The sequence below is a fragment of the Nocardia sp. CDC159 genome (assembly GCF_023740735.1).
Classification (GTDB): Bacteria; Actinomycetota; Actinomycetes; order Mycobacteriales; family Mycobacteriaceae; genus Nocardia; species Nocardia pulmonis.
Genome location: NZ_JAMRXH010000006.1, coordinates 358,885 through 379,678, shown reverse-complemented (window position 1 = coordinate 379,678; position 20,794 = coordinate 358,885). Strand labels below are relative to the sequence as shown.

Below are 20,794 nucleotides of genomic sequence, written 5' to 3'. Positions count from 1 at the left end.
GAGCGGGGGGCTGGTACGTCATAACCTATGAGCGACAACCGCCAGTGCGACGCAGGGGAGAAATCGTTGATCCGCTCATGGGGTACATCGGGAGTCAGGGCTGGGGTGGCTGTGGCCTTGGTGGGGGTTGCGGTGGCGGGGTGTGGGAGTGGTGGGGATGGGGGGCCGACGATATCTCAGAGCACTGCCACCACACTGAGCGGGCAGAAGGAGCCGTTGTGGAATCCGTGCACTCAGCTGCCAGACAACGTGCTGCAAGGAACACGCGTCGATCCGGCTTCGAAGAAAGTTTCGGCTGATTCGGGCCAGCCCGTCGAGGCGTTCACCAAAGACTGCTTCTGGCGCTCCACGGAAGGTCCTTACTCGGTTGGTGTTGCGACCTATCGCGCCACACTGGATGAGATCAAGACGAATAACAAGTTCCGGGACTTTCGGGACGTCCAGATCGGTTCCCGGAAGGGCCTACGTCATCTCGACACGCTCGACGCCGGTGGCAGCCAGCGCAACTGCTACGTAACCCTGCCGTTCGCGCAAGGCGCTGTCCAGGTGTACGTGTACTGGACGTACGGAGAGGAATCGAAGGCGACGCAATTGCCACCCTGCGACATTGCCATTGCTCACGCGACCAATCTGGAGCCGAGCCTCCCCAAGTGACTAGCGAGGAGGCCGCGAGGCGGGCGGACAGTCATCTCAGGGGTCAGTGATACTACCAAGGAGAAGGAGGGGAAACGATGGCAGACACGGCGAGTCATAGCTCAGGTGGACCGCAGTCTGATGACCAACTGGGCTACTGGCGCAACATGAAGCAACAAGCAGAAGCCGGTACGTTCCGACTGGATCCCGACCTGGCCACGGAGCTTCGTAAACACGCCGAAGAAATGCGCGTGCGACTCGCCGAGTTGCTGAATCAGGCCAACCGGTTGGGCGCGCTCGACGGATTCGGCAGTCTTCCCTCATCGACGGCGCTGAAGAACGCTTTCGAGCAAAAGGCCAACGGCAGTCCGGATTCCCTGATCAATCAGTACGGCAAGGCGATTGAGGTCGTCACTCTGATGCGCGACACCTACGACCTATCGATCCAAAAGCTCACCAGCCAAGACGCCGCAGCCGCAGGCTCGATTGGCCGGGCAGCCGGGGGTCTGTGATGGGTTATCCGCAATGGATTGCGAACGTGGTGCAGGTCGTCGCCGGTGGCGGCATCATCCGGTCGTCCAGTGCAGCGGACGAGCAGAGTCGCAGGCGGCAGGACATGCAGGATCGGGCCACGCAGACCTGGGAGGATGCCCGTAATTCGGCCAATGCTGGGTACGACGGTCTGCGTACGCAGCACGGGGGCGGGTATGACCCGGCGGTGCTGGTAGGTGACAAGCTTGAACCATTCGATGCGTGGTCACACCAGAGGATTTGGGACGCTATCGAATCGGTCAAGGCTGGGCGGATCGTCGACTCGGCCAACATGTGGCAAACGCTCGCAACGGACACCAATGCGGCGCGGGACGCTTTCGCGAATGCTATCGACAAGAGCGTGCGAGACAAGATGCAGGGCCAGACCGCCGGAGCGTTCATCGACTCCATGAAGGCTTTCAGCAACGATCTCGGCAAGCTCACCGTCGCCCAGCGATTGGTCAGCCGAGCGATGGGGTTGCAGGCCGATTACCTTGGGCAGGCCAAGGATTCGATTCCGCAGCCCGGCCATGGGCCGTCGGCGCTGCTGGACTGGGTGGTCGACAAGATGCCGGTGCCCGCTCAGAACTACTTCAAGGGCTCGCAATACCGCGCCGAGGAGGCCGAGCGGGACGCGCAGCGCATCATGACCACCGTGTATCAGCAGAACGTCGTCCGGGATGTCGACCCCGCGCGGCCCGTCCTGCCCACACCCAGCAGCCCGGTGAACGGACCCGGTGGCAACGATTCGAGGGTCGGCCCGGGTGGGCAGTCGGATGGCCGTACTGGGGGCGGGGTGTCGCCGGGTGGAGACGGCGGGCAGTCGGGGCCCAGCGATGGCGGGACTGGCGGTACCGACGGTCGCGTACGGCCGGAAGGCGCTGGCTCGCAACAGGATTCGACGCACACCGGTAGTGGTCAGGATGCAACCACCAACCCGGCGAGTGCTACCGATCCGGCCGGAATGGCCTCCGGCAACCCGAACGCGGGCGCGGGCTCGGGTACACCGGGCGGGGGCGGTACGTCGTCCGGTTCGCCATCCGGTTCCAGCCAAGGCGGTACCTCCGGTGTCGGCGGCGGAGCGGGATTCGTACCGGGCCGAAGCGGTGGAGGCGTTGGCGGCGGGGCGAATTCGGGTGCCGTGCGTCCCGGTCTGCCCGGTGGACAGGGCGGCCCCGGTGGTCAAGCCCCCGGTGGCGCGGCCGCGGCGCGAGCGGCGGGGGTACGTGCCGCTCAGGCCGGGATGCCGGGTGCGCCGGGTATGGGTGCGCCCGGGGCGCGCGGTAATGACGACGACGAGCGCGAGGTCAAGACCAAGGACTACCTGATCTACGATCGCGGGTCCGAACTGCTGGGCGAGCTGCCACCGGCGTTGCCGCCGGGCGGGGTGATCGGCGCGTAGACGATCGTGAACGACAACCGTTGGCGCATGGACGGATTGACCTTCACCATCGCGCTGGAGGCGTTCGGCCGCGACCGCCTGCCGTATCCGCTGCGCTATCTGCCCGAGGGGTTCGACGCCCTCGACGACTACCAGCGCGCCCGCGCGGAGTCGGCGCAGCGGCTGGCCGAGACCGCGAGCGAGCGGCTCTACCGTGCGCTCGAGGTGCTGCTGAATCCGCAGGTCCGCGTGGAGATGCACGGGTTCTACGGGCCGGACCTCGGCCGCGTCGTCCGGGTGCACGCGGGCATGGTTGGCCGCATCGCGGCCCTGGCGGTCCAACTGCCCGGCTCGACCCGCGAATACGGCGGCGACATCATCCTGCTCGCCTGCGCCGCCGCCGAGCTGCCCGGCCACCTGGCCGCGAACCTGCCCAAATGCCCGCCCGGCACCCGGCCGCCGATCACCGCCCGTCGCAGCGATCTGGAAACCGCGGAATACGCCCGCGACCCGATCCACCTGTCGCACAACGAAAAACTGAACCGCATCGTCCGCCGCAAACGCTCCAGTATCGGCGAGGTCGGCGTCTTCCCCGGCCCGGCCCTCGACGCCCGCCCCACCACCGACGGCCGCGGCTTCCACTGGATGGACTATCAGCCCCGCGACGGCCGCTACCTCCTGCTCCATCACGGCCCCGAGGACTTCACCCTCACCCCGGGCTCACCCGACACCCTCACCCGCCACCTGCACGACCTACTCCTCGGCACCCGCAACGCGGTCGTCGGCCGCTGAAACGAGCGAAGCTTCAGGCGATTGTTCCCGGAGCGTTCACATTTCGTTGGGTTCGCTGCAGCAGGGTGAGGCCATGTTTGCTGTCTCCCGGCGCACCCTGCTGCGCGGCTCCGCCCTCGGTCTCGTCGCGGTCCCGGCCCCGGCCGCCTGCTCGAACGATGGTCCGGGCCTGGTGCGGGCGCGGCCGAACCTCACCCACGGTGTCGCCGTGGGCGACCCGCGCAGCGACGGCGCGCTGATCTGGGCCCGCTCGGATCGACCGGCACGGCTGGTCGTGGAGGCGGCCGCCACCGAATCCTTCACCGACGCAAAGCGTTTCACCGGCCCAATGCTCACCCCCGATTCCGATGGCACCGGCCGGGTGCGCGTTACGGGACTTCCCGCGGGCCAGCAGGTGCACTACCGGGTGACCCTCGAGGGCGAGGACGGCGCCACCTCCGAACCACTCACCGGCATGTTCCGCACCGCGCCCACGGCCCCGTCGGATATCAAACTCCAGTGGTCCGGCGATGTCGCGGGCCAGGGCTTCGGCCGCAATCCGGATCTGGGCGGCATGCGGATCTTCTCGGCCATGGCCGCCCGCGATCCGCACCTGTTCCTGCACTCCGGCGACGTCGTCTACGCCGACAACCCGCTGCAGGAATCGGTGACGCTGCCCGACGGCCGCGTGTGGCGCAACGTCGTCTCCGAGGCCAAGAACGCCCCCGCCGAAACCCTGGACCAGTTCCGCGGCCAATACGCCTACAACCTCGGCGACGAACACTACCGCCGCTTCAATGCCGCTGTGGCGCAACTGGTTCAGTGGGACGACCACGAGACCACCAACAACTGGTCCCCCGGCGGCACCGTCGCCGCCGACAAGGGCTACACCGAACGCGATATGGACGCGCTGGCCACCCGCGCCTGGCAGGCGTTCCACGAGTGGATGCCGTTGGACCCGCGCGAGGCGGTCGATGGTCGGCTGCACCGCAAGATCTCCTACGGCCCGCTGCTGGACGTCTTCGTCCTGGACATGCGCACCTACAAGGACACCAACGGCGCCAACACCGCCCCCGACGGCCGCATCTTCGGCCCCGCCCAGACCCGCTGGCTCATCGACGGCCTGCGCGAGTCGCGCGCCACCTGGAAGATCATCGCCAACGACCTGCCCCTCGGCCTGGTCGTGCCCGACGGCAAGACCGCCTTCGAGGGCCCCGCCAACGGCGATCGAGGCGCACCCTCGGGCCGGGAATCCGAAATCGCCCAGGTGCTTTCGGCCATCAAGGCCAATCGCGTGACCGGCGTGGTCTGGCTGACCGCCGATGTGCACTACAGCGCCGCGCACCGCTACTCCCCCGAGCGCGCGGCGTTCGCCGACTTCGACGAGTTCTGGGAATTCGTCTCCGGGCCACTGCATGCCGGGGCGTTCGGTCCAAATCCGCTGGACCCGACCTTCGGCCCCGAGGCGGTCTTCGTGCACGCCCCGCCCGCGCAGAACACCTCACCGCTGGACGGCGCGTTCCAGCATTTCGGTGAGGTGCTGATCGACGGAAAAACTCGCGAGCTGACCGTAAATCTCTGCGACTCAACGGGATCGGTGCTGTTCACCCAGCGCCTCGCGCCGCCGAGCTAGGTCAGCTGACGTCCACCGGGACCGCGATCCGCGCGAGCGCCCGATGCCCGGCACGCTCCGCCGCGACGATCCGTTGCTCAGGCAGCGGCGCGCTCCACCACTCCCCGTCCGCCGTGTCGGCCGCCTCCCGCACCTCGATCAGGGCTCCGGCCAGCCGGGCTCGGGCCGCGCGGCGGTCGGGATCGGCCGGAGCGGTCGCGGTGATCTCCTCCAGGGCGCGCAGCGCCGCCTCGACCCGACCGGCGACCCGGCGATTGGGCACGAGGAAGCAGACCAGCACGCCCACCGCGGCGCCCACGCAGGTGTCGAGCCAGCGGTCGACGACCAATCGGTGCGCCGACTGGCCGCCCGCGAACTCGGACATCAGGAGGGCCAGCGGCGTCACGAAAAGCATTCCCAGCCCGTAGTTCCGGGCGAAGGCCGCCTCCACGGGCACCATCAGCACCACCGTTGCGACGACCAGCGCCGTCGGGCCGCGGGTGACCGGTACGAGGGCGGTGAACAGCAGCACGCCGCCGAGACTGCCGAGCACCCGCAGCACCGCGCGCTGCCACGATACGGCGGTATTGGCGACGAAGGTCGCGGCGGCGGTCAGCACCGCCCAGTTGGGGCGTTCGACCCCCAGAGCCATCGAGGTCCATCCTGCCGCCGCCCCACCCAGCGCCACCCGCATGCCGATCGGATACAGGGGCGATCCCGGCACGAGGGCGGCGCGAATGCGCTGCCAGCCGCCGGTGCGCGCGTCCGCGGCCTGCGCCACCGCTATGCCGCGAAGCTCCGCGGACTCCGCCGCGGACACGCGAATCACCGGTATGGGACCACTCTTTCGCAGCTCCCGCGCCCATGCGTCGAGCCGATCGGCCTGCTCGCCGCGATGGTGCACGGTGAGCGCTCCGGCCTGTGCCACCAACCTGTTCAGCGCCGTGACCTCGCTCGTGGTGGAGCGAATCGAGCCCAGGGTATGCCACGCGGCGTGCACGGCCGCGGCCGCCTCATGGCGCACCTGCCCCACGGCGGGATCGTCCTCGGCCGTGCGCAGCAGTCGCGCCGTGGCCTCCAAAGCCCTTGCCACCGCGGCTCTTTCGGGTCGATGCGGTCGAAACAGGGCGGGCGCCATACACACCAGCCACGACAGCACGCCACCGAGCAGTACCAGCGCCAGATCAACGGGCAGATCGGCCGGTCGAGTCGGCACGAACGCCGCGCTGGAGGTGATGAAGGTCGGCACCACCATGCCGGGCGGCCCGATCCGCGTGGCGTCGCAGCCCATCTTGAATGCCGCCGCCAGCAGGGCGATGACGGCCACTCGGACGGCCGCGACACCGGTGAGCGCGGCGGTCGTCGAGGCCACCGCCATCCCCGCGGTCATGCCCATCACCACCCAGGCCACGGCCCGAGCCCGGGCCGCGTAGGGCAATCCGTGACCGTAGAGCGCGCACAGACCCCCGGCGCTGGTGTAGAGGGCGAGCTCGAGGTGACCTGCCAGCAGCAGCACCACCACCTCCGGCACGCCGACCGCGATCACCGCGCTCAGCGCCGACAACCGCCAGATATCGCCCGCCGGCCGCAAACGCAGCAGCCCGCGCAGCGTCAGCGCCCGGCGAAGGCTGCGGCGCGGGCGTTCGGGGCGTCGTCCGAAGGCGCGAGGCATCGGAGCAACCTTATAACCGTCTTCGCTGGTCAGCGGGTAGGTCGATGCCACTGCCGAGGGTCGCCAAGGCGCCATCCATGATCTCGTGCAGGGCGATCGCGCTGCGATCGCCGAGTCGTGCCCAGCGATCCAGGGAGACATTGATGGCGGCCAGGCATGCTCCGGCGGCGAGTTGCGGGCCCAGATCCTCCTCGGGGCAGCCGGAGCGGGCCGCGAAGGCGCGAGCGAGCAGCAGCTGGCGCTGCTGAGCACCGAGGAAACTTCGTTGCCGCAGCTGCGCATTGCTGTTCAGCAGATGACGAGCGCGGAAGGCGGCCTCGACCTGCTCGGGCGACAGCTGCTCCAGCAGCAGGGCACGCAGCGCCGAACGCATTGCCGTGAGCACGGATTCGGCGGGCGGGCGGGATTCCACCGCCGCCAGCAGCCAGGTCAGCACATCGTCCTCCTCGGCTCCGACGACCGCCCACTTGGACAGGAAATGCCGATGAAAGGTGCGGCGCGTCACACCCGCGGCGTCGGCGATCTGCTGGACCGTGGTCTGCTCGACACCCTGCTGCTCGAACAACCGCAGGGCCGTGGCGATCAGATCACGCCGTACGCGTGCCTTCTCCCGGGCCTGTCGTCGGCCGACCTCGCTCATGACCGCTCTCCGTCGTCCAGATCACAACAAAGTGATGTCTCAAAGTGACATTACAAGCATAGTCTGACAGTGATGTCCCATTGAGACACCCCGAACAGAGTCGGAGAGAGGAGTGGTTCCCATGCGACGCACGATCGTCACCCTGGCCGCGGCGGTACTTCTGATCGGGCCGCCCGCCACGATCGCCTCCGCCGAACCCGAGGGCCAGGCGCCCGGCACCCTGGTGGCCAATGAACCACTGCCGCAGAGTCTTTGGATCGAGGGAACCGGCGGGGCCCGCCGCCTGACCTACTGGTCGCAAACCTCGGAAGGCAAGCCCGCGCTGTCCACGGGCGTGATCTTCGTCCCGGCCGGGACGCCGCCGCCGGGCGGCTGGCGGGTGGTGTCCTGGGAGCACGGCACCACCGGCGTCGGCGACGCCTGCGCCCCCTCGACCCTGGGCCGCATCGACCTGGAGAACCGGTATCTGGCCACCTGGATGCGGCAGGGCTATGCCGTCGTCGCCACCGACTACATCGGCCTGGGCACCCCGGGCGGGCATGCCTTCCTCGACGCCCGCGCCGAGGCGCATGCCGGTATCGATATGGTGCGCGCCGCGCACGCGGCCGACGATTCGCTGTCGACCACCTGGGTCGCCGTCGGTCAGTCCCAGGGCGGCGGCGCGGCGGTCGCCACCGCGGCGCTGGCCACCAGCTACGCGCCCGAACTGGACTACCGCGGCGCGGTGGCGACCGGCCCCGCCTCCAGCCTGCAGGACGCCGCGATCGTGCTGAGCAATCCGATGATGCCGGATCTGCACAACGCCAATGTCACCGCCTACGCCACCTACATCATCAACGGAATCCAGGCCGCCCGTCCCGGATTCGATCTCGACAGCTACCTCACTCCCCTGGGCAAGGAGCTGGCCACCGCGGCGCAGACCCTCTGCTTCGACGATATGGTCGCGCGCTCCCAGGGCATCGAGCCCAAGCAGCTCATCGCCCGACCACTGTCGGAGGGTGAATTTTCGGCCGTCGCGCACGAGGTGATGGATCTTCCCCTGACCGGATACGACCGCCCGCTGTTCATCGGCCAGGGACTCGACGACACCGACGAATTCCCGGAGATGACCGCGAAACTGGTCGCCGACCTCGAGGCCCACGGTGTGCGCCCGGAGGTGCACTTCTACCCGGGCAAGGACCATCTCGCCACCGTGATGGGCTCGCTGCCCGACAGCCTGCCGTTCGTCGCCCGGGTGTTCGCATGAGCCACGGCGAGGAGGGCTACCTCCCGGTCCCGGGCGGACGGGTCTGGTATCGGTCGCTCGGCGAGGGTGACGTGCCGCTGCTGTGCCTGCACGGCGGACCCGGCTTCACCCACAACTATATGGAGGTGCTGGGCCGCCTCGCCGACGAGCGCCGGGTGATCTTCTACGACCAGCTCGGCTGCGGCAATTCCGAACGGCCGGACGATATTTCGCTGTGGACGGTCGAGCGGTTCGTGGACGAACTGGCCGTCGTGCGCGACGCGCTCGGGCTGGACCGCGTCCATCTGCTCGGCAGCTCCTGGGGCGGCATGCTGGCCCTGCAGTACGTGCTCGACCGCGGCCCGGCGCCGGACAGCCTCGTGCTGGTCGGCAGCCCGGCCAGCATGCCGCGTTGGTCCCGCGAGTGCGCGGAGCTGCTGGCGGGCCAGCCCGCCGAGGTCCAGCGCACCATCCGCGAGCACGAAAACAGCGGCTGCACAGCATGCCCCGAATACCAGGCCGCGATCCTCGGCTTCTACCGCGAACACGTCTGCCGGATGCGGCCGTGGCCCGCCGGACTGGAACGGTCCTTCGCCGGGCTCGGCGAGCAGGTGTACCACACCATGAACGGGCCGAGCGAGTTCACCGTCACCGGCACGTTGAAGGATTGGGACGTCACCGAGCGCTTGGGTGAGATCACCGTCCCGACCCTGCTCATCGGGGGCCGCCACGACGAATGCCGCCCGGCGCACCTCGAGGATATGCACCGCCGCATCCCGGGCTCGCGGCTGGCGATCATTGAGGACGCCTCGCATCTGTGCTTCGCCGAGCAGTGGGACGCGTTCCGCGCCGAGCTGGTCGATTTCCTCGGCCCGCTCGACGAAGGTTGACCGCGCAGCTCAGCGGCACCCCTACTGCCCCACTGTGCCGGTGCGGCCATCGTCGCCTATGCTGTGCGACACAATCGAATATCGGGCCGCTACGAATTGGAGCGGGAGAGCCCCCGGTCACGGGGCGCCGAAGGAGCAACCTCCCCGGAATCTCTCAGGTACAGGTACCGCTTCGATCAGGCCACTCTGGAAAGCAGGCGCACCGAGCGCCTCACCCACGGTGCAAACCGCCCCGCGCGGGCGGTGAAGCTCTCAGGTCCCATGACAGAGGGGGAGTTCCGTTACCGGGCGAAAGCCCAGGTCGAACCGAGGACTTTCCCATGACTGTCGCTGGGCCGTCGGCGAATACGCCGTCACCGTTGGATGCCGTGCACGCCGCATCGGGCGCCTCGTTCATCGACTTCGCCGGGTGGCGCATGCCCGTGCGCTACAGCAGCGAGCTCGCCGAACATCGCGCGGTGCGCGAGGCCGCGGGCATCTTCGACCTGTCCCATATGGGCGAACTCGAGGTGTCCGGACCGGAGGCCGCACGCATGCTGGACTTCGCGCTGGTGGGCCACCTGTCCAAGGTTCCGGTGGGCCGGGCCCGCTACACGATGCTGTGCCACGACAACGGCGGCGTCCTGGACGACCTGGTGGTCTATCGGCTCGCCGCCGAGCGGTTCCTGGTGGTGGCCAATGCCGCCAACGCGCACGTGATCTACGTCCTGCTGCGTGATCGGGCGCACGGATTCGCCGCCGAGGTGACCAACCGCTCCGCGGACTACGCGCTCATCGCGGTGCAGGGTCCCCGCTCGGCCGCGATCGTCGGCGCGGTCACCGACGCCGACCTGCCCGCGCTGAAGTACTACGCCAGCACCCCCGCCCGCCTCACCGGTGTCGATGTGCTGCTGGCCCGCACCGGCTACACCGGTGAGGACGGTTTCGAGGTGTACTGCGCACCCGATCGGTCCGCCGAGATCTGGGGGGCGCTGGTCGAGGCCGGTGGCCCGCACGGACTGCGGCCGGCCGGCCTGGCCTGCCGCGACACGCTGCGACTCGAGGCCGGAATGCCGTTGTACGGCAACGAACTTCACGTCGGTGTCACACCGTTCGAGGTCGGCCTGGGCCGGGTGGTGAAGTTCGACAAGCCCGGCCCCTTCGTCGGCCGCAAGGCGCTGGCCGCGCGAGAGCAGGCGGGCTGGGATCGGACCCTGGTCGGGCTGGTCGGCGCGGGCCGCCGCGCGCCCCGCCACGGCTATCCGATCTTCTACGGCGACACCGAGATCGGCGTCGTCACCAGTGGCGCACTCTCCCCCACCCTGGGCAGGCCGATCGCCATGGCCATGGTCGATCTCAAACATGCCGAGCCCGGCGCCGCGCTGACCGTCGATATCCGCGGCCGCCGCGAACCGGTCGAGACCACCGCCCTCCCCTTCTACTCTCGTTCCTGAAAGGCGCTGTACCCCATGAGCTTTCCCGAACACCTGCGCTACACCGAAGAGCACGAGTGGCTCGACACCGAGGGCGACATCGCCACCATCGGCGTGACCGAATACGCCGCGTCCTCGCTCGGCGACATCGTCTTCGTTCAGCTGCCCGCGGTCGGTGACACCGTCGCCCGCGGCGAGACCTGCGGCGAGATCGAATCGACCAAATCCGTCAGCGACCTGTACTCCCCCGTCTCCGGCGCGGTCGTCGAGGTCAACGACGCGGTCCTGGACGGTCCCGAGGTCGTCAACACCGACCCCTACGGCAAGGGCTGGCTCTTCCGGGTCCGGGTCGAGGAGGTCGGCGAACTCCTCGATGCCGCCGCCTACGCGGCGCTGACCAACGCCTGAGAAGGGGTGACACGGCCATGGCTCTGAGCGTGTTCGACATGTTCAGCATCGGCGTCGGACCGTCGAGTTCGCATACCGTCGGGCCGATGCGCGCGGCCCTGACCTTCGTCGAATCGCTTGCCGCACAGGGCGATCTGAACCGCACGGCCCGGGTGGTGGCCGAGCTGTACGGTTCGCTCGGCGCGACCGGGCGTGGCCACGGCAGCGATCAGGCGGTGATCCTCGGGCTGTGCGGTGAACGCCCCGAGTCCGTCGACACCGACCTGGCCCCCAAGACGGTCGACGCCGTGCGCTCGGATCGCCGTCTGCGCCTGCCCGGCGGACCCGAGATCGTCTTCGACGAGACCACCGATCTGGTGCTCAACGGCCGGGAATCGCTTCCCGGCCATCCGAACGGCATGCGCTTTCGCGCCTTCGACGCCGCGAATTCCCTACTGTCGGAACGCGTCTACTACTCCATCGGCGGCGGCTTCGTCCTCGACGACGCCGCTCCGCCCGCACCCGCCACCGAACAGGCCGTCCCCTTCCCGTTCCGCACCGCCGACGATCTGCTCACCCATTGCCGCGACAACGGCCTTCCGGTGAGCGCGGTCATGCGCGCCAACGAGCGCGCCCGGCGCGACGACGCCGAGATCGATGCGGGCCTGCTGCGCATCTGGCAGGTGATGGCCGACTGTGTGCGCCGCGGCTGCGAACGCGACGGCATCCTCCCCGGCGGACTGCTCGTCCCGCGCCGCGCGAAAACCTTGCACGACAAGCTGACCGCCGAGGAACCCGGCGACCCGCTGGTGGCCATGGACTGGGTGAGCCTGTACGCGATGGCGGTCAACGAGGAGAACGCCGCAGGCGGCCGCGTGGTCACCGCTCCCACCAACGGCGCGGCGGGCATCGTCCCCGCCGTCCTGCACTACTACCGCAACTTCGTCCCCGGCGCCGACGACCCCGGCATCATCCGCTTCCTGCTCACCGCGGGCGCGATCGGCGTGGTACTCAAGGAAACCGGCTCGATCTCCGGCGCCGAGGTCGGCTGCCAGGGCGAGGTGGGCTCCGCCTGCGCCATGGCCGCCGCCGCCCTCACCGAGGTCCTGGGCGGCACCCCCGAACAGGTTGAGAACGCCGCGGAGATCGGTCTGGAACACCACCTCGGCCTGACCTGCGACCCGATCGGCGGCCTGGTCCAGATCCCGTGCATCGAACGCAATGCCGTGGCGGCGGTCAAGGCGATCAACGCGTCCCGGATCGCGTTGCGGGGCAACGGGGTTCACGTGGTTTCGCTCGACAAGGCGATTCGGACGATGCGGGCGACCGGGGCGGATATGAGCGACAAGTACAAGGAGACCAGCCGGGGCGGGTTGGCGGTGAATGTGATCGAGTGTTGAGGCGCAACCACCGCCGATCTGCTCACCCGACGAGTTCGGCTCCACGACCGGCAACAATGGCGGAAACCTGGTGGGCGACCACCAGATTCGCTCGTTCGAGCCGCAGTGATCGCCCCGGCGTGAACTGATCCGAACTGCGGGCGGCGCCACCGTCCGCAGTTCCGCGCGCCGTGACCGAGGCCCGGCCACTCACCCCTGCTGCCCCGGCGGCGGTAGCAGGCCGCGTTCCCAAGCCAGGGTGACGGCTCGGGTGCGGTCGTCGACGCCGAGTTTCGCGAAGATCTTCAGCAGGTGCGTTTTCACCGTCGATTCGCCGATGAACAGTTCGCGGGCGATTTCGGCGTTGGTGAGGCCGCGGGAGACGGCGGTGAGGACCTCCAGTTCGCGTGGGGTCAGGGTGTTGGGCGGTGGGGTGCGGAGGCGGGTGATCAGTTTTGCGGCTATCGGGGGTGCGAGGACGGTTTCGCCGCGGGCGGCCGCTCGGACGGCTGCCGCGAGTTCGGGGCGGGGGGTGTCCTTCAGGAGGTAACCCGCGGCTCCGGCTTCCACCGCGCGGACGATGTCGGCGTCGGTGTCGTAGGTGGTCAGGACGAGGACGCGGGTTTCGGGGAGCTGGGCGAGGATTCGGGCGGTGGCGGCCGCGCCGTGCAGGCGGGGCATGCGCAGGTCCATGAGCACGACGTCGGGGCGCAGGGTGAGGGCGAGGGCCACCGCCTGCTCGCCGTCACCGGCCTCGCCCGCCACCTCGACATCCGGCTCGGCCGCGAGCAGGGCGGCCAGGCCGCCGCGGACCACGGGATGGTCGTCGGCGAGGAGTACGCGAATCATGGGACCTCCAGCCTGATCGTCGTCCCGGCCCCGGGTTCGGTCTCGACCGCTAAGGTTCCGCCGACCTGCTCGATCCGGGCGCGCATGCCGCGCAGCCCGAAACCTGTTGCGTGCGTGGGGTCGAAGCCGCAGCCATCGTCACGGACCTCGAGGGTGGCGCTGGCTACGCCATAGCGCAATCGGACGTCGACCCGGGAGGCGTCGGCGTGCTTGCGCACGTTCGTCAATGCCTCCTGGGCGCCGCGCAGCAGCACCACCTCGGAGTTGGCGGGCAGTCTGCGCGGCTCACCGTCGATCGTGAAACGAGTCGCCAAGCCGTCGTCGCCCAACCGTTCGACAATCCGCTGCAGTGCGTCGGCAAGCGTCCGCCCGCGCAGATCGGCCGGGGCGAGCGCGGCGACGAGTGCCCTTGCCTCGGCGAGGTTTTCGCGCGCGGTGCGTTCGATGAGAGCCAGCCGTTCGCGGACGACATCGTTGTCGGCCACCGCATCGGCGGCCTGCGCCTGCACGAGGATGCTGAGGAACGCCTGGGCGAGCGTGTCGTGGATTTCGGCGGCCAGCCGTTCGCGTTCGGCCAGCACGCCCTCGCGGCGATGCGCCTCGGCGAGATCCGAATGCGCTTGCCGCAGTTGGGCTATCAGCTCCTTACGACGCTCGCTCTCTTTTTCGATGCCATGGATCCACAGTCCCAGGAACACATTGCTACCGAGGACGAGCACCCCGGTCAGCGCCGCGAGCAGCACCGCGTTCGTCGTCCAGCCGATGCGGCCGACGATGATCAGGCAGAGGCAGAGGCCGAGCGCGGTGGTGAGCGCGATCGCCCAGCGCACCGGCAGCATCGCCCACAGCTGGGTGAAGACCGTGAGCAACGCCAGATATCCCGCAGGCCCCACGCTCAGGAGGGCCAGGGCGGCCGCACTCGAGAACGCGGCGTAGACCACGGCGGCCCGGACGTCATCGGTATAGAGCAAGCGATGTCCCACAACGAGATACGCGAGGCCCATGAGTGCCGTCAGCCCGATACCGAGTGCACGATGGCGCACGAGTTCGTCGGGCGAGATGAGGAATGCGAACGCGGTCGCGGTCAGGACGGCCGCGCACATCCCGTGCCACCACGAGATCGAGCGCTCGAAGAACGAGCGCTCCGCTCCGTGGTCGCGCACAGCCATCACCGGCAGCCTACGAGGTTTCAGCCGTCGCCCCGGCGCTTCCACCGGAACGTGGTCAGGCACGCCACCAGCCCGATCATGAACCAGGCCACCAACATCGTCAGCACCCGCGCATGCTCCCAGCCGTTTCCGGCCTCGGTCCGCGCGGCCACGGCATCCGGGAGAAACGCCGAGCGCAGCCCCTGCCCCACCCAGCGCAGCGGAAAGATCCCGGACGCGTCCTGCAGCCAGTCGGGCAGCATCGTCAGCGGCACATAGATGCCGGAGACGAACAGCAACAGCAGCACCGGCACATTCACCACGGCGGCGGCCGACCGTGCACTGCGGGGCAGGCTCGACAGTGCGACACCGAGCACGCCGAAGGTCGCCAACGCGAGCACGCCGACCCAGGCGAAGGTGAACCATCGCTGCGGAGTCGACGGCAGCTCCACCCCGTAACCGACCACGCCGATCCCCACCAGCGCAAGGGTTTCCAACGCGCCGACGACGATCACCATGATGATCTTGCCGAGGAAATAGGAGAGCCGGGACATCGGCGTGGTGACCAGCCGCCGCAGGGTGTTGTTGTCGCGATCGACCGCGATCCAGATCGCGAGATTCACCAGTGTGGTGGAGGCGAGTCCGGCGGTGATCATCGCGGGCAGCAGGGCCTGGGTGTAGGGCACCGTCCCGCCGATGTCCGTTTCCCCGAAAACCGCACTGAACAAGACGAACAGCACGATGGGCAGTGCGAAGGTGAAGACGACGGAATCTCGCTCGCGGAAGAACTGTTTCAGCTCGAGCCCGCCCCGCGCGAGGCCCACCCGCCACGGCGAGGGCAGTCGTGCCGTCGTGGTCATACCGCGGCCTCCTCGCGGTCAGCACGGGCGACATCGCCTGGGGCGCCGATGAGTTCGAGGTAGATGTCCTCCAAGGTAGGACGCCGAACCTGTAGGGCGGGGATCTCGCCGCCGACTCGGGCGTGGAGGTCCAGCACGGCTCGTGTCGGTTCACCGGTCCGCGCGACGCGCTCGGTGCCGTTCTCCCGCCAGTGCACGGACGCCAGATTTCGGCGACGGCCGCCCAGTTCGTCCGGCCGCCCCACGGCGATGATCCGGCCGTCGACGATCACCGCCACCCGATCGGCGAGCGCCTCGGCCTCCTCGAGATAGTGCGTGGTGAGCAGGACGGTGCCGCCCTCGGCGGCCAGCATGCGCACCACCTCCCAGAACCGCCGCCGCGCGGCCGGATCGAATCCGGTGGTCGGCTCGTCCAGAAAGAGCAGTTCGGGCCTGCCGATGATGCCGAGCGCCACATCGAGCCGCCGCCGTTGCCCACCGGACAGTTTGTGCACCCGCGTACGCCACCGGTCGGTGAGGCCGACGAGCCGGGCAACATCCCATGGATCGCGAGCGTCCGGGTAGTACAGCGCGAAGTGTTCGATCACCTCCCGCACGGTCAGCTCCCCCGCATCACCGGCCTGCTGCACGACCACTCCGATCCGGGCCCGCCAGCGCGCGTCGGCCCGGCCGGGGTCGACTCCGAGCACCCGCAGCTCCCCCGCGTCCCGGCGGCGGTAGCCCTCGAGTATTTCGATGGTCGTCGTCTTACCCGCGCCATTGGGCCCGAGCAGCGCGAACACCTCGCCGCGCTCGACCGTCAGATCGACCCCGTCGACCGCCGCGACTCCCCGATACGCCTTGCGCAAACCTCGTGCGTGGACAACCGATTCCATACTCCGAGCCTCGCCGAGGCACGGTGTTCGGCGGAACCACCGCGCGGCCGGTAGCGCATCCACCGGATGGTGGAGCGTGAAACTGCCACGAGATGACCGGTTGTCCTGGCCCGCGGGCCAGGACAACCGGATCCCAGGTCACATCGGACAATTCATTTGGCGCAGTTCAGCGGCCAACTCGTCGGAAATGGTCACCGACTGGCCGGGCTGGACCGTATGCAGGATGGATGTGTCCATCGAGGCTTTGGCCGCGCAGCCCAGCAATTCGCTGGTCACCACAACGGATTCCTCGGCCTGTGCGACGCCGGTCCCGGCCAGGAACGCACCCGCCAGCGCCACAGCCAAAGCACCTACCTTGGCGAATCGCATGAGAATCCTCCTTCGAATCGCAGTCGTGGAGCTTTGCTCGTTACCTGGTACACGTGCATCGGGGTATTTCCCGGATTTGCGGAAAATTAACCGCAGGTCACAGCATCCGGCGTCCAGATGACCAACGACCTGCTCCACAGTGCGGACTACCAAGAACGAAACCCCCGTCGAGCCCACCTAGAGGTGGTTCTGACGTGATTGCCGCGCCCTTATACCCGGCCGGATGAGCGGCTACGACCGCGGGCCGAGGCGAGCAGATCGGGACCACCGCGCAGGCACCAGAGCGCGATCACAGGGTCGCAGACCGCGCAGCCGAGCGAAGAATCGTGGGCGAAGGGCACAATCGGATGGCCCTCGAGGTGGTGCCACACATCGACCGCGCTGTGCAGCAGCCAAGCGATTCCGATGAACCGCCACGACTGGAGGCCGCGGAACGCGCAGTAGGTGATGACGGCGGTGAGCAGGTACTCCCATCCCCCGAGGCCGCCGCCACTGAGATAGGCCGCCCCCGCTCCGGCGACCATGATCGCGTTGAAAGTGCGCCGATGTGGTTCCCGGATCAGCGACATCAACAGGGCATACAAGACGCCGATCAGAAGCGGCGCAACGACATTGGTGACGGCGGAATTCATGGTCGGGTGACTCCTCGTGGTGCGCTCGGGGCTGGATCGGTCACGAAGGTATCTCCCCGCCGGGGCGCGCCCCAGTGGCATTTCTGTCATATCCCCACGGAAAAACGCCAGGGCGAATCAACCGGTCGCGCCACGGTTTTCGTAGCCTAGCCCGGCCCTTACATGCACATTCGCAGTCATGGCGCGGACCCGGCGATGGGGTAGTTTCACGCCATGCACACTGTCGCAGTCCTGGCTCTGGACGGCGTGATCCCGTTCGATTTGTCCACTCCGGTCGAGGTTTTCGACCGCACTCGCCTACCGGACGGCCGCCGCGCCTATCGCGTCCGCATCTGCGCCGAGCGGCCGGAGGTGGATGCGGGCGCGTTCGTCCTGCGCGCGCCGTGGGGCCTCGACGCGGTGGCCGAGGCGGATACCGTGATCGTCCCGGGGGTCGCCGACCCGATCGCGCCGCTGTCGCCCACCGTGCGAGACGCGATCCTGGCTGCCGCGGCAACGGGCACGAGGATCGCCTCCATCTGCACCGGGACATTCCCCCTGGCAGCCACCGGCCTGCTGGACGGGCTGCGAGCGACAACGCACTGGGCCGTGACCGATCTGCTGGCGGCCAGCTACCCGCGGGTCGAGGTCGATCCGGGGGTGCTTTATGTGGACAACGGCCAGATTCTCACCTCCGCCGGCGCCTCCGCCGGATTGGACCTGTGCCTACACCTGATCCGTCGCGACTACGGCTCGGCCGTAGCGGCCGACGCCGCCCGGCTGTCGGTGATGCCGCTCGAACGCGAGGGCGGCCAGGCACAGTTCATCGTCCAGCCGCACCCGCCCGCACCGCACGGCGCCACCCTGGAGCCGCTGCTGCTGTGGTTACAGGACAACCTGTCCCGCGACCTCACCATCGCCGATATCGCGGCCGAGGCGGGCACCAGCACGCGAACTCTGTTGCGCCAGTTTCGCTCCCAGGTCGGTACCACGCCACTGCGCTGGCTGCATCGCGCCCGCATCCGCCGTGCCCAGCACCTGCTGGAAACGACCGACCACACCGTCGACCGCATCGGCGCCCAAGTGGGCTTCGGCTCACCGACCGCGTTCCGAGACAACTTCAAGCGCACCGTCGGCGTGACCCCCAACGCGTACCGCCATGCGATGGTCGCGCGCCCTACCGTCTGTTGACGAGTAGGCTGGTTGGTGGTTCCGGTGATTGCCGAGCTGCTCGAGGCCTCTGCGGTCCTGTTTGTCGAATCGCGATGCCACCCGAATCTCCCGGAGAGGCGAATGTGGCGACGACCGCAAGCGACACGGACGACCGAGATCCTACCGGCGCTCTTGCCGAACAAACTGACGCCGGCGACGATGTGTGGGACGAGGACGAGTCCCCGACACTGCGTCGGGCTCGGAAGGAAGCAGAGCTCACCGCTGGTGGGGACTCGATACGGGTATATCTGAAGCAGATCGGGCGAGTTCCGCTGCTCTCCGCGGCCGAAGAGGTCGATCTGGCGGTTCGGATCGAGGTCGGACTGTATGCGGCGGAGAAGCTGCGGGTCGAGTCCGAGGTGCCATCGGGTCTCGATGCGGCACAGTGCCGAGATCTGTCCTGGATCGTGCTGGATGGTGTCCGTGCGAAGGATCATCTGCTCGAGGCGAATCTGCGCTTGGTGGTATCGATCGCCAAGCGGTACACCGGGCGGGGGATGGCGTTTCTCGACTTGATCCAGGAGGGCAATCTGGGCCTGCTGCGGGCGGTCGAAAAGTTCGACTACAGTAGGGGGTTCAAGTTCTCGACCTATGCCACGTGGTGGATTCGTCAGGCGATTTCTCGCGCGATGGCCGACCAGGCTCGCACGATCCGCATCCCCGTGCACATGGTGGAGATCGTCAACAGACTCGGACGTGTGCAGCGCGATCTGTTTCAGCAGCTGGGCCGCGAGGCCACCGCGGTAGAGCTGGCCGGGGAATTGGGTATCACCCCCGCGAGAGTGCTGGAGATCCGGCAGATCGCACGGGAGCCGATATCGTTGGATCAGCCGATCGGTGACGAGGGCGCCGGCCAGATCGGCGACTTCATCGAAGACTCCGAGGCCGTCGTCGCGGTCGAGGCGGTGGGGTTCACCCTGCTGCAGGAGCAACTGCAGGTGGTGCTCGACACGCTCAGCGAGCGCGAAGCCGGTATCATGCGCCTGCGTTACGGCCTGGGTGATGGGCAGCCTCGAACCCTCGACGACGTCGGGAAGGTCTACGGCGTCACTCGGGAGCGGATCCGGCAGATCGAATCGAAGACGATGTCGAAACTGCGTCACCCATCCCGTTCGCGATTACTGCACGACTACCTCGAGTAGTCGACCGCGGCGAGGATGGACCGACTTGGCCCCCCAGTCCAGACCATCCTCGGCGCGGGCAGGGCAGGTTATCCGCGCTTCTTGATCTTCTTCTCGGAGCCTTCGATTCCAGGTTGCGGGGTGGCCGACTTGGCCTTCTTCTCCGCTCGTTTCTCTTTCAGGGATTTGCCCTGAGCCTTGGACATCTTGCTACGCGGAGATTTATCGGACAACTGGTTGGTCCTTTGTTTGGAAGGTCTCGACGACCTCGTTGCCTCGACTCTACGCCATCACAGCTCGTCCCAGTTCCGGGCCAGGACTAGGTGTATCGGTCACGGGCGCGCCGCCTGCTCGCCGTCCCCGGCACGCTGCGGGGGCGCGGGGTTACCCGACATCGATTGCAGCCCATATAGTTTCCCGCCCGTCGGGTGTGGTGTGCGGCCCCGGCCGACAGTCAGGTGGTTCTCGACAATGCCGCGGGCCGCGCAGCGGCTCGGCGTCTGGTCCTCGAGTGGTTGGCATGAATCTTCGATGTCGGATCGTCGGCTCTGAAACACTTGTGGCCGTGGTGAATTGGAGTGAATTTCAGCGGAGTCGTCCCGATCTTGCCGATGCTGGGCGGGCCTTGCTGTACCAAGTCGGTGTCGGGCTGGGGTTTCTGGCTACCGTTCGCCGTGATGGAGGGCCGCGCATTCATCCGATATGCCCGCTGCTGTTCCCCGAGGGCGGCGCGCGGGGCGCGCCGGATGAGCTGTATGCGTTCATCGTGCCGGGGCCGAAACGGGATGATCTGCATCGGGATGGGCGGTACTCATTGCACTCGTTCCCGTGTGATGACAACGAGGATGCCTTCTACTGCACGGGGCGAGCCGAGAACGTTGTGGACGTGGGTGTACGGCGAGCCGTGGCGGATCTGTACGTCGCCGAACGGTCCACGTTCGATGTCGCGGCTCCCGAGGACGACGCGCATCTGTTCCGTCTCGGATTGGACCGGGTGCTGGTTACCCGGACGGTCGGCCATGGTGATCCGCGTCCACGGCACACCGCTTGGCGGTTCTCCCCGCCGTGATGGGTTTTCCGAACACGAAAACATCCGAGCGGTAACGCATCCAACCCCCTGGTTGACCCATCGGTCGCGCCGTGCGACCCAGGTTGCGCGTGAATGCGACTTTCATCCGATGCCCCGGCCTTTCGCCGTACGTACCTTGGGCCGTGA

Annotated in this window: 21 protein-coding genes and 1 riboswitch; of the genes, 13 read left to right on the top strand and 8 right to left on the bottom strand. The window is 68.1% G+C overall.

Translation table 11 applies throughout. The annotated features are described in order from the left end of the window. Positions 1–27: 27 nt before the first annotated feature. From NDR87_RS16575 to NDR87_RS16555, 5 genes are all read left to right on the top strand, one after another. Positions 28–654, top strand: coding sequence for a DUF3558 domain-containing protein (locus NDR87_RS16575; RefSeq protein WP_251913465.1), 627 nt, complete (start codon positions 28–30; stop codon positions 652–654). 77 nt (positions 655–731) lie between these two features. Beyond that, positions 732–1,145, top strand: coding sequence for a hypothetical protein (locus NDR87_RS16570; RefSeq protein ID WP_251913467.1), 414 nt, complete (start codon positions 732–734; stop codon positions 1,143–1,145). After that, positions 1,145–2,566, top strand: coding sequence for a hypothetical protein (locus NDR87_RS16565; RefSeq protein WP_251941166.1), 1,422 nt, complete (start codon positions 1,145–1,147; stop codon positions 2,564–2,566). The genes NDR87_RS16570 and NDR87_RS16565 overlap by 1 nt, the downstream gene beginning before the upstream one ends. A gap of 27 nt (positions 2,567–2,593) precedes the next feature. Next, positions 2,594–3,337: an ESX secretion-associated protein EspG gene (locus NDR87_RS16560; RefSeq protein WP_251913469.1), complete on the top strand. Its 744-nt coding sequence runs from the start codon at positions 2,594–2,596 to the stop codon at positions 3,335–3,337. A 73-nt stretch (positions 3,338–3,410) separates the two neighbouring features. Continuing rightward, positions 3,411–4,949: an alkaline phosphatase gene (locus NDR87_RS16555; protein ID WP_251913471.1), complete on the top strand. Its 1,539-nt coding sequence runs from the start codon at positions 3,411–3,413 to the stop codon at positions 4,947–4,949. Position 4,950: 1 nt separating this feature from the next. Here NDR87_RS16555 and NDR87_RS16550 read toward each other — a convergent pair whose 3' ends face one another. Together NDR87_RS16550 and NDR87_RS16545 are read right to left on the bottom strand one after the other, a co-directional pair. Continuing rightward, entirely contained in the window at positions 4,951–6,600 is a 1,650-nt protein-coding gene (locus NDR87_RS16550) for an FUSC family protein (RefSeq protein ID WP_251913473.1), read from the bottom strand. A 10-nt stretch (positions 6,601–6,610) separates the two neighbouring features. Further along, positions 6,611–7,240, bottom strand: coding sequence for a TetR/AcrR family transcriptional regulator (locus NDR87_RS16545; protein WP_251913476.1), 630 nt, complete (start codon positions 7,238–7,240; stop codon positions 6,611–6,613). A 121-nt stretch (positions 7,241–7,361) separates the two neighbouring features. Between NDR87_RS16545 and NDR87_RS16540 the strand changes: the two genes are divergently transcribed. The 5 genes from NDR87_RS16540 (at position 7,362) to NDR87_RS16520 (ending at position 12,554) form a co-directional block, all read left to right on the top strand. After that, positions 7,362–8,486, top strand: coding sequence for a lipase family protein (locus NDR87_RS16540; RefSeq protein WP_251913478.1), 1,125 nt, complete (start codon positions 7,362–7,364; stop codon positions 8,484–8,486). After that, positions 8,483–9,355, top strand: coding sequence for a proline iminopeptidase-family hydrolase (locus NDR87_RS16535; RefSeq protein ID WP_251913480.1), 873 nt, complete (start codon positions 8,483–8,485; stop codon positions 9,353–9,355). Before NDR87_RS16540 ends, NDR87_RS16535 begins: the two co-directional genes overlap by 4 nt. A 92-nt stretch (positions 9,356–9,447) precedes the next feature. After that, positions 9,448–9,535: riboswitch (glycine riboswitch) on the top strand. 140 nt (positions 9,536–9,675) lie between these two features. Further along, on the top strand, positions 9,676–10,788 hold the full coding sequence (gene gcvT, locus NDR87_RS16530) for a glycine cleavage system aminomethyltransferase GcvT (RefSeq protein WP_251913482.1): 1,113 nt from the start codon (positions 9,676–9,678) through the stop codon (positions 10,786–10,788). Positions 10,789–10,803: 15 nt separating this feature from the next. Further along, positions 10,804–11,175, top strand: a complete 372-nt coding sequence (gcvH, locus tag NDR87_RS16525; RefSeq protein WP_251913484.1) for a glycine cleavage system protein GcvH — start codon at positions 10,804–10,806, stop codon at positions 11,173–11,175. A gap of 17 nt (positions 11,176–11,192) precedes the next feature. Further along, on the top strand, positions 11,193–12,554 hold the full coding sequence (locus tag NDR87_RS16520; RefSeq protein ID WP_251913486.1) for an L-serine ammonia-lyase: 1,362 nt from the start codon (positions 11,193–11,195) through the stop codon (positions 12,552–12,554). Positions 12,555–12,743: 189 nt separating this feature from the next. Here NDR87_RS16520 and NDR87_RS16515 read toward each other — a convergent pair whose 3' ends face one another. The 6 genes from NDR87_RS16515 to NDR87_RS16490 form a co-directional block, all read right to left on the bottom strand. Next, positions 12,744–13,382, bottom strand: a complete 639-nt coding sequence (locus NDR87_RS16515) for a response regulator transcription factor (protein WP_251913489.1) — start codon at positions 13,380–13,382, stop codon at positions 12,744–12,746. Continuing rightward, positions 13,379–14,551, bottom strand: coding sequence for a sensor histidine kinase (locus tag NDR87_RS16510; protein ID WP_251913490.1), 1,173 nt, complete (start codon positions 14,549–14,551; stop codon positions 13,379–13,381). The genes NDR87_RS16515 and NDR87_RS16510 overlap by 4 nt, the downstream gene beginning before the upstream one ends. A 20-nt stretch (positions 14,552–14,571) precedes the next feature. Next, on the bottom strand, positions 14,572–15,390 hold the full coding sequence (locus NDR87_RS16505; RefSeq protein WP_251913491.1) for an ABC transporter permease: 819 nt from the start codon (positions 15,388–15,390) through the stop codon (positions 14,572–14,574). Next, a complete protein-coding gene (locus NDR87_RS16500) occupies positions 15,387–16,265 on the bottom strand; it encodes an ABC transporter ATP-binding protein (RefSeq protein ID WP_251913494.1) in 879 nt (292 codons plus the stop codon). The genes NDR87_RS16505 and NDR87_RS16500 overlap by 4 nt, the downstream gene beginning before the upstream one ends. A gap of 138 nt (positions 16,266–16,403) precedes the next feature. Next, on the bottom strand, positions 16,404–16,634 hold the full coding sequence (locus tag NDR87_RS16495; protein WP_251913495.1) for a hypothetical protein: 231 nt from the start codon (positions 16,632–16,634) through the stop codon (positions 16,404–16,406). A gap of 209 nt (positions 16,635–16,843) precedes the next feature. Further along, positions 16,844–17,266, bottom strand: coding sequence for a DUF6010 family protein (locus NDR87_RS16490; protein ID WP_251913497.1), 423 nt, complete (start codon positions 17,264–17,266; stop codon positions 16,844–16,846). 213 nt (positions 17,267–17,479) lie between these two features. Here NDR87_RS16490 and NDR87_RS16485 point away from each other — a divergent pair, with 213 nt between their 5' ends. The 3 genes from NDR87_RS16485 (at position 17,480) to NDR87_RS16475 (ending at position 20,647) form a co-directional block, all read left to right on the top strand. Continuing rightward, the gene (locus NDR87_RS16485) at positions 17,480–18,436 is read left to right on the top strand and encodes a GlxA family transcriptional regulator (RefSeq protein WP_251913499.1); all 957 of its coding nucleotides are present in this window, start codon (positions 17,480–17,482) and stop codon (positions 18,434–18,436) included. After that, positions 18,433–19,599: an RNA polymerase sigma factor RpoD gene (rpoD, locus tag NDR87_RS16480; protein ID WP_372494190.1), complete on the top strand. Its 1,167-nt coding sequence runs from the start codon at positions 18,433–18,435 to the stop codon at positions 19,597–19,599. Before NDR87_RS16485 ends, rpoD begins: the two co-directional genes overlap by 4 nt. Positions 19,600–20,089: 490 nt before the next feature. Further along, complete coding sequence (locus NDR87_RS16475; RefSeq protein ID WP_251941162.1) at positions 20,090–20,647, top strand: hypothetical protein; 558 nt, start codon at positions 20,090–20,092, stop codon at positions 20,645–20,647. Positions 20,648–20,794: the final 147 nt, after the last annotated feature.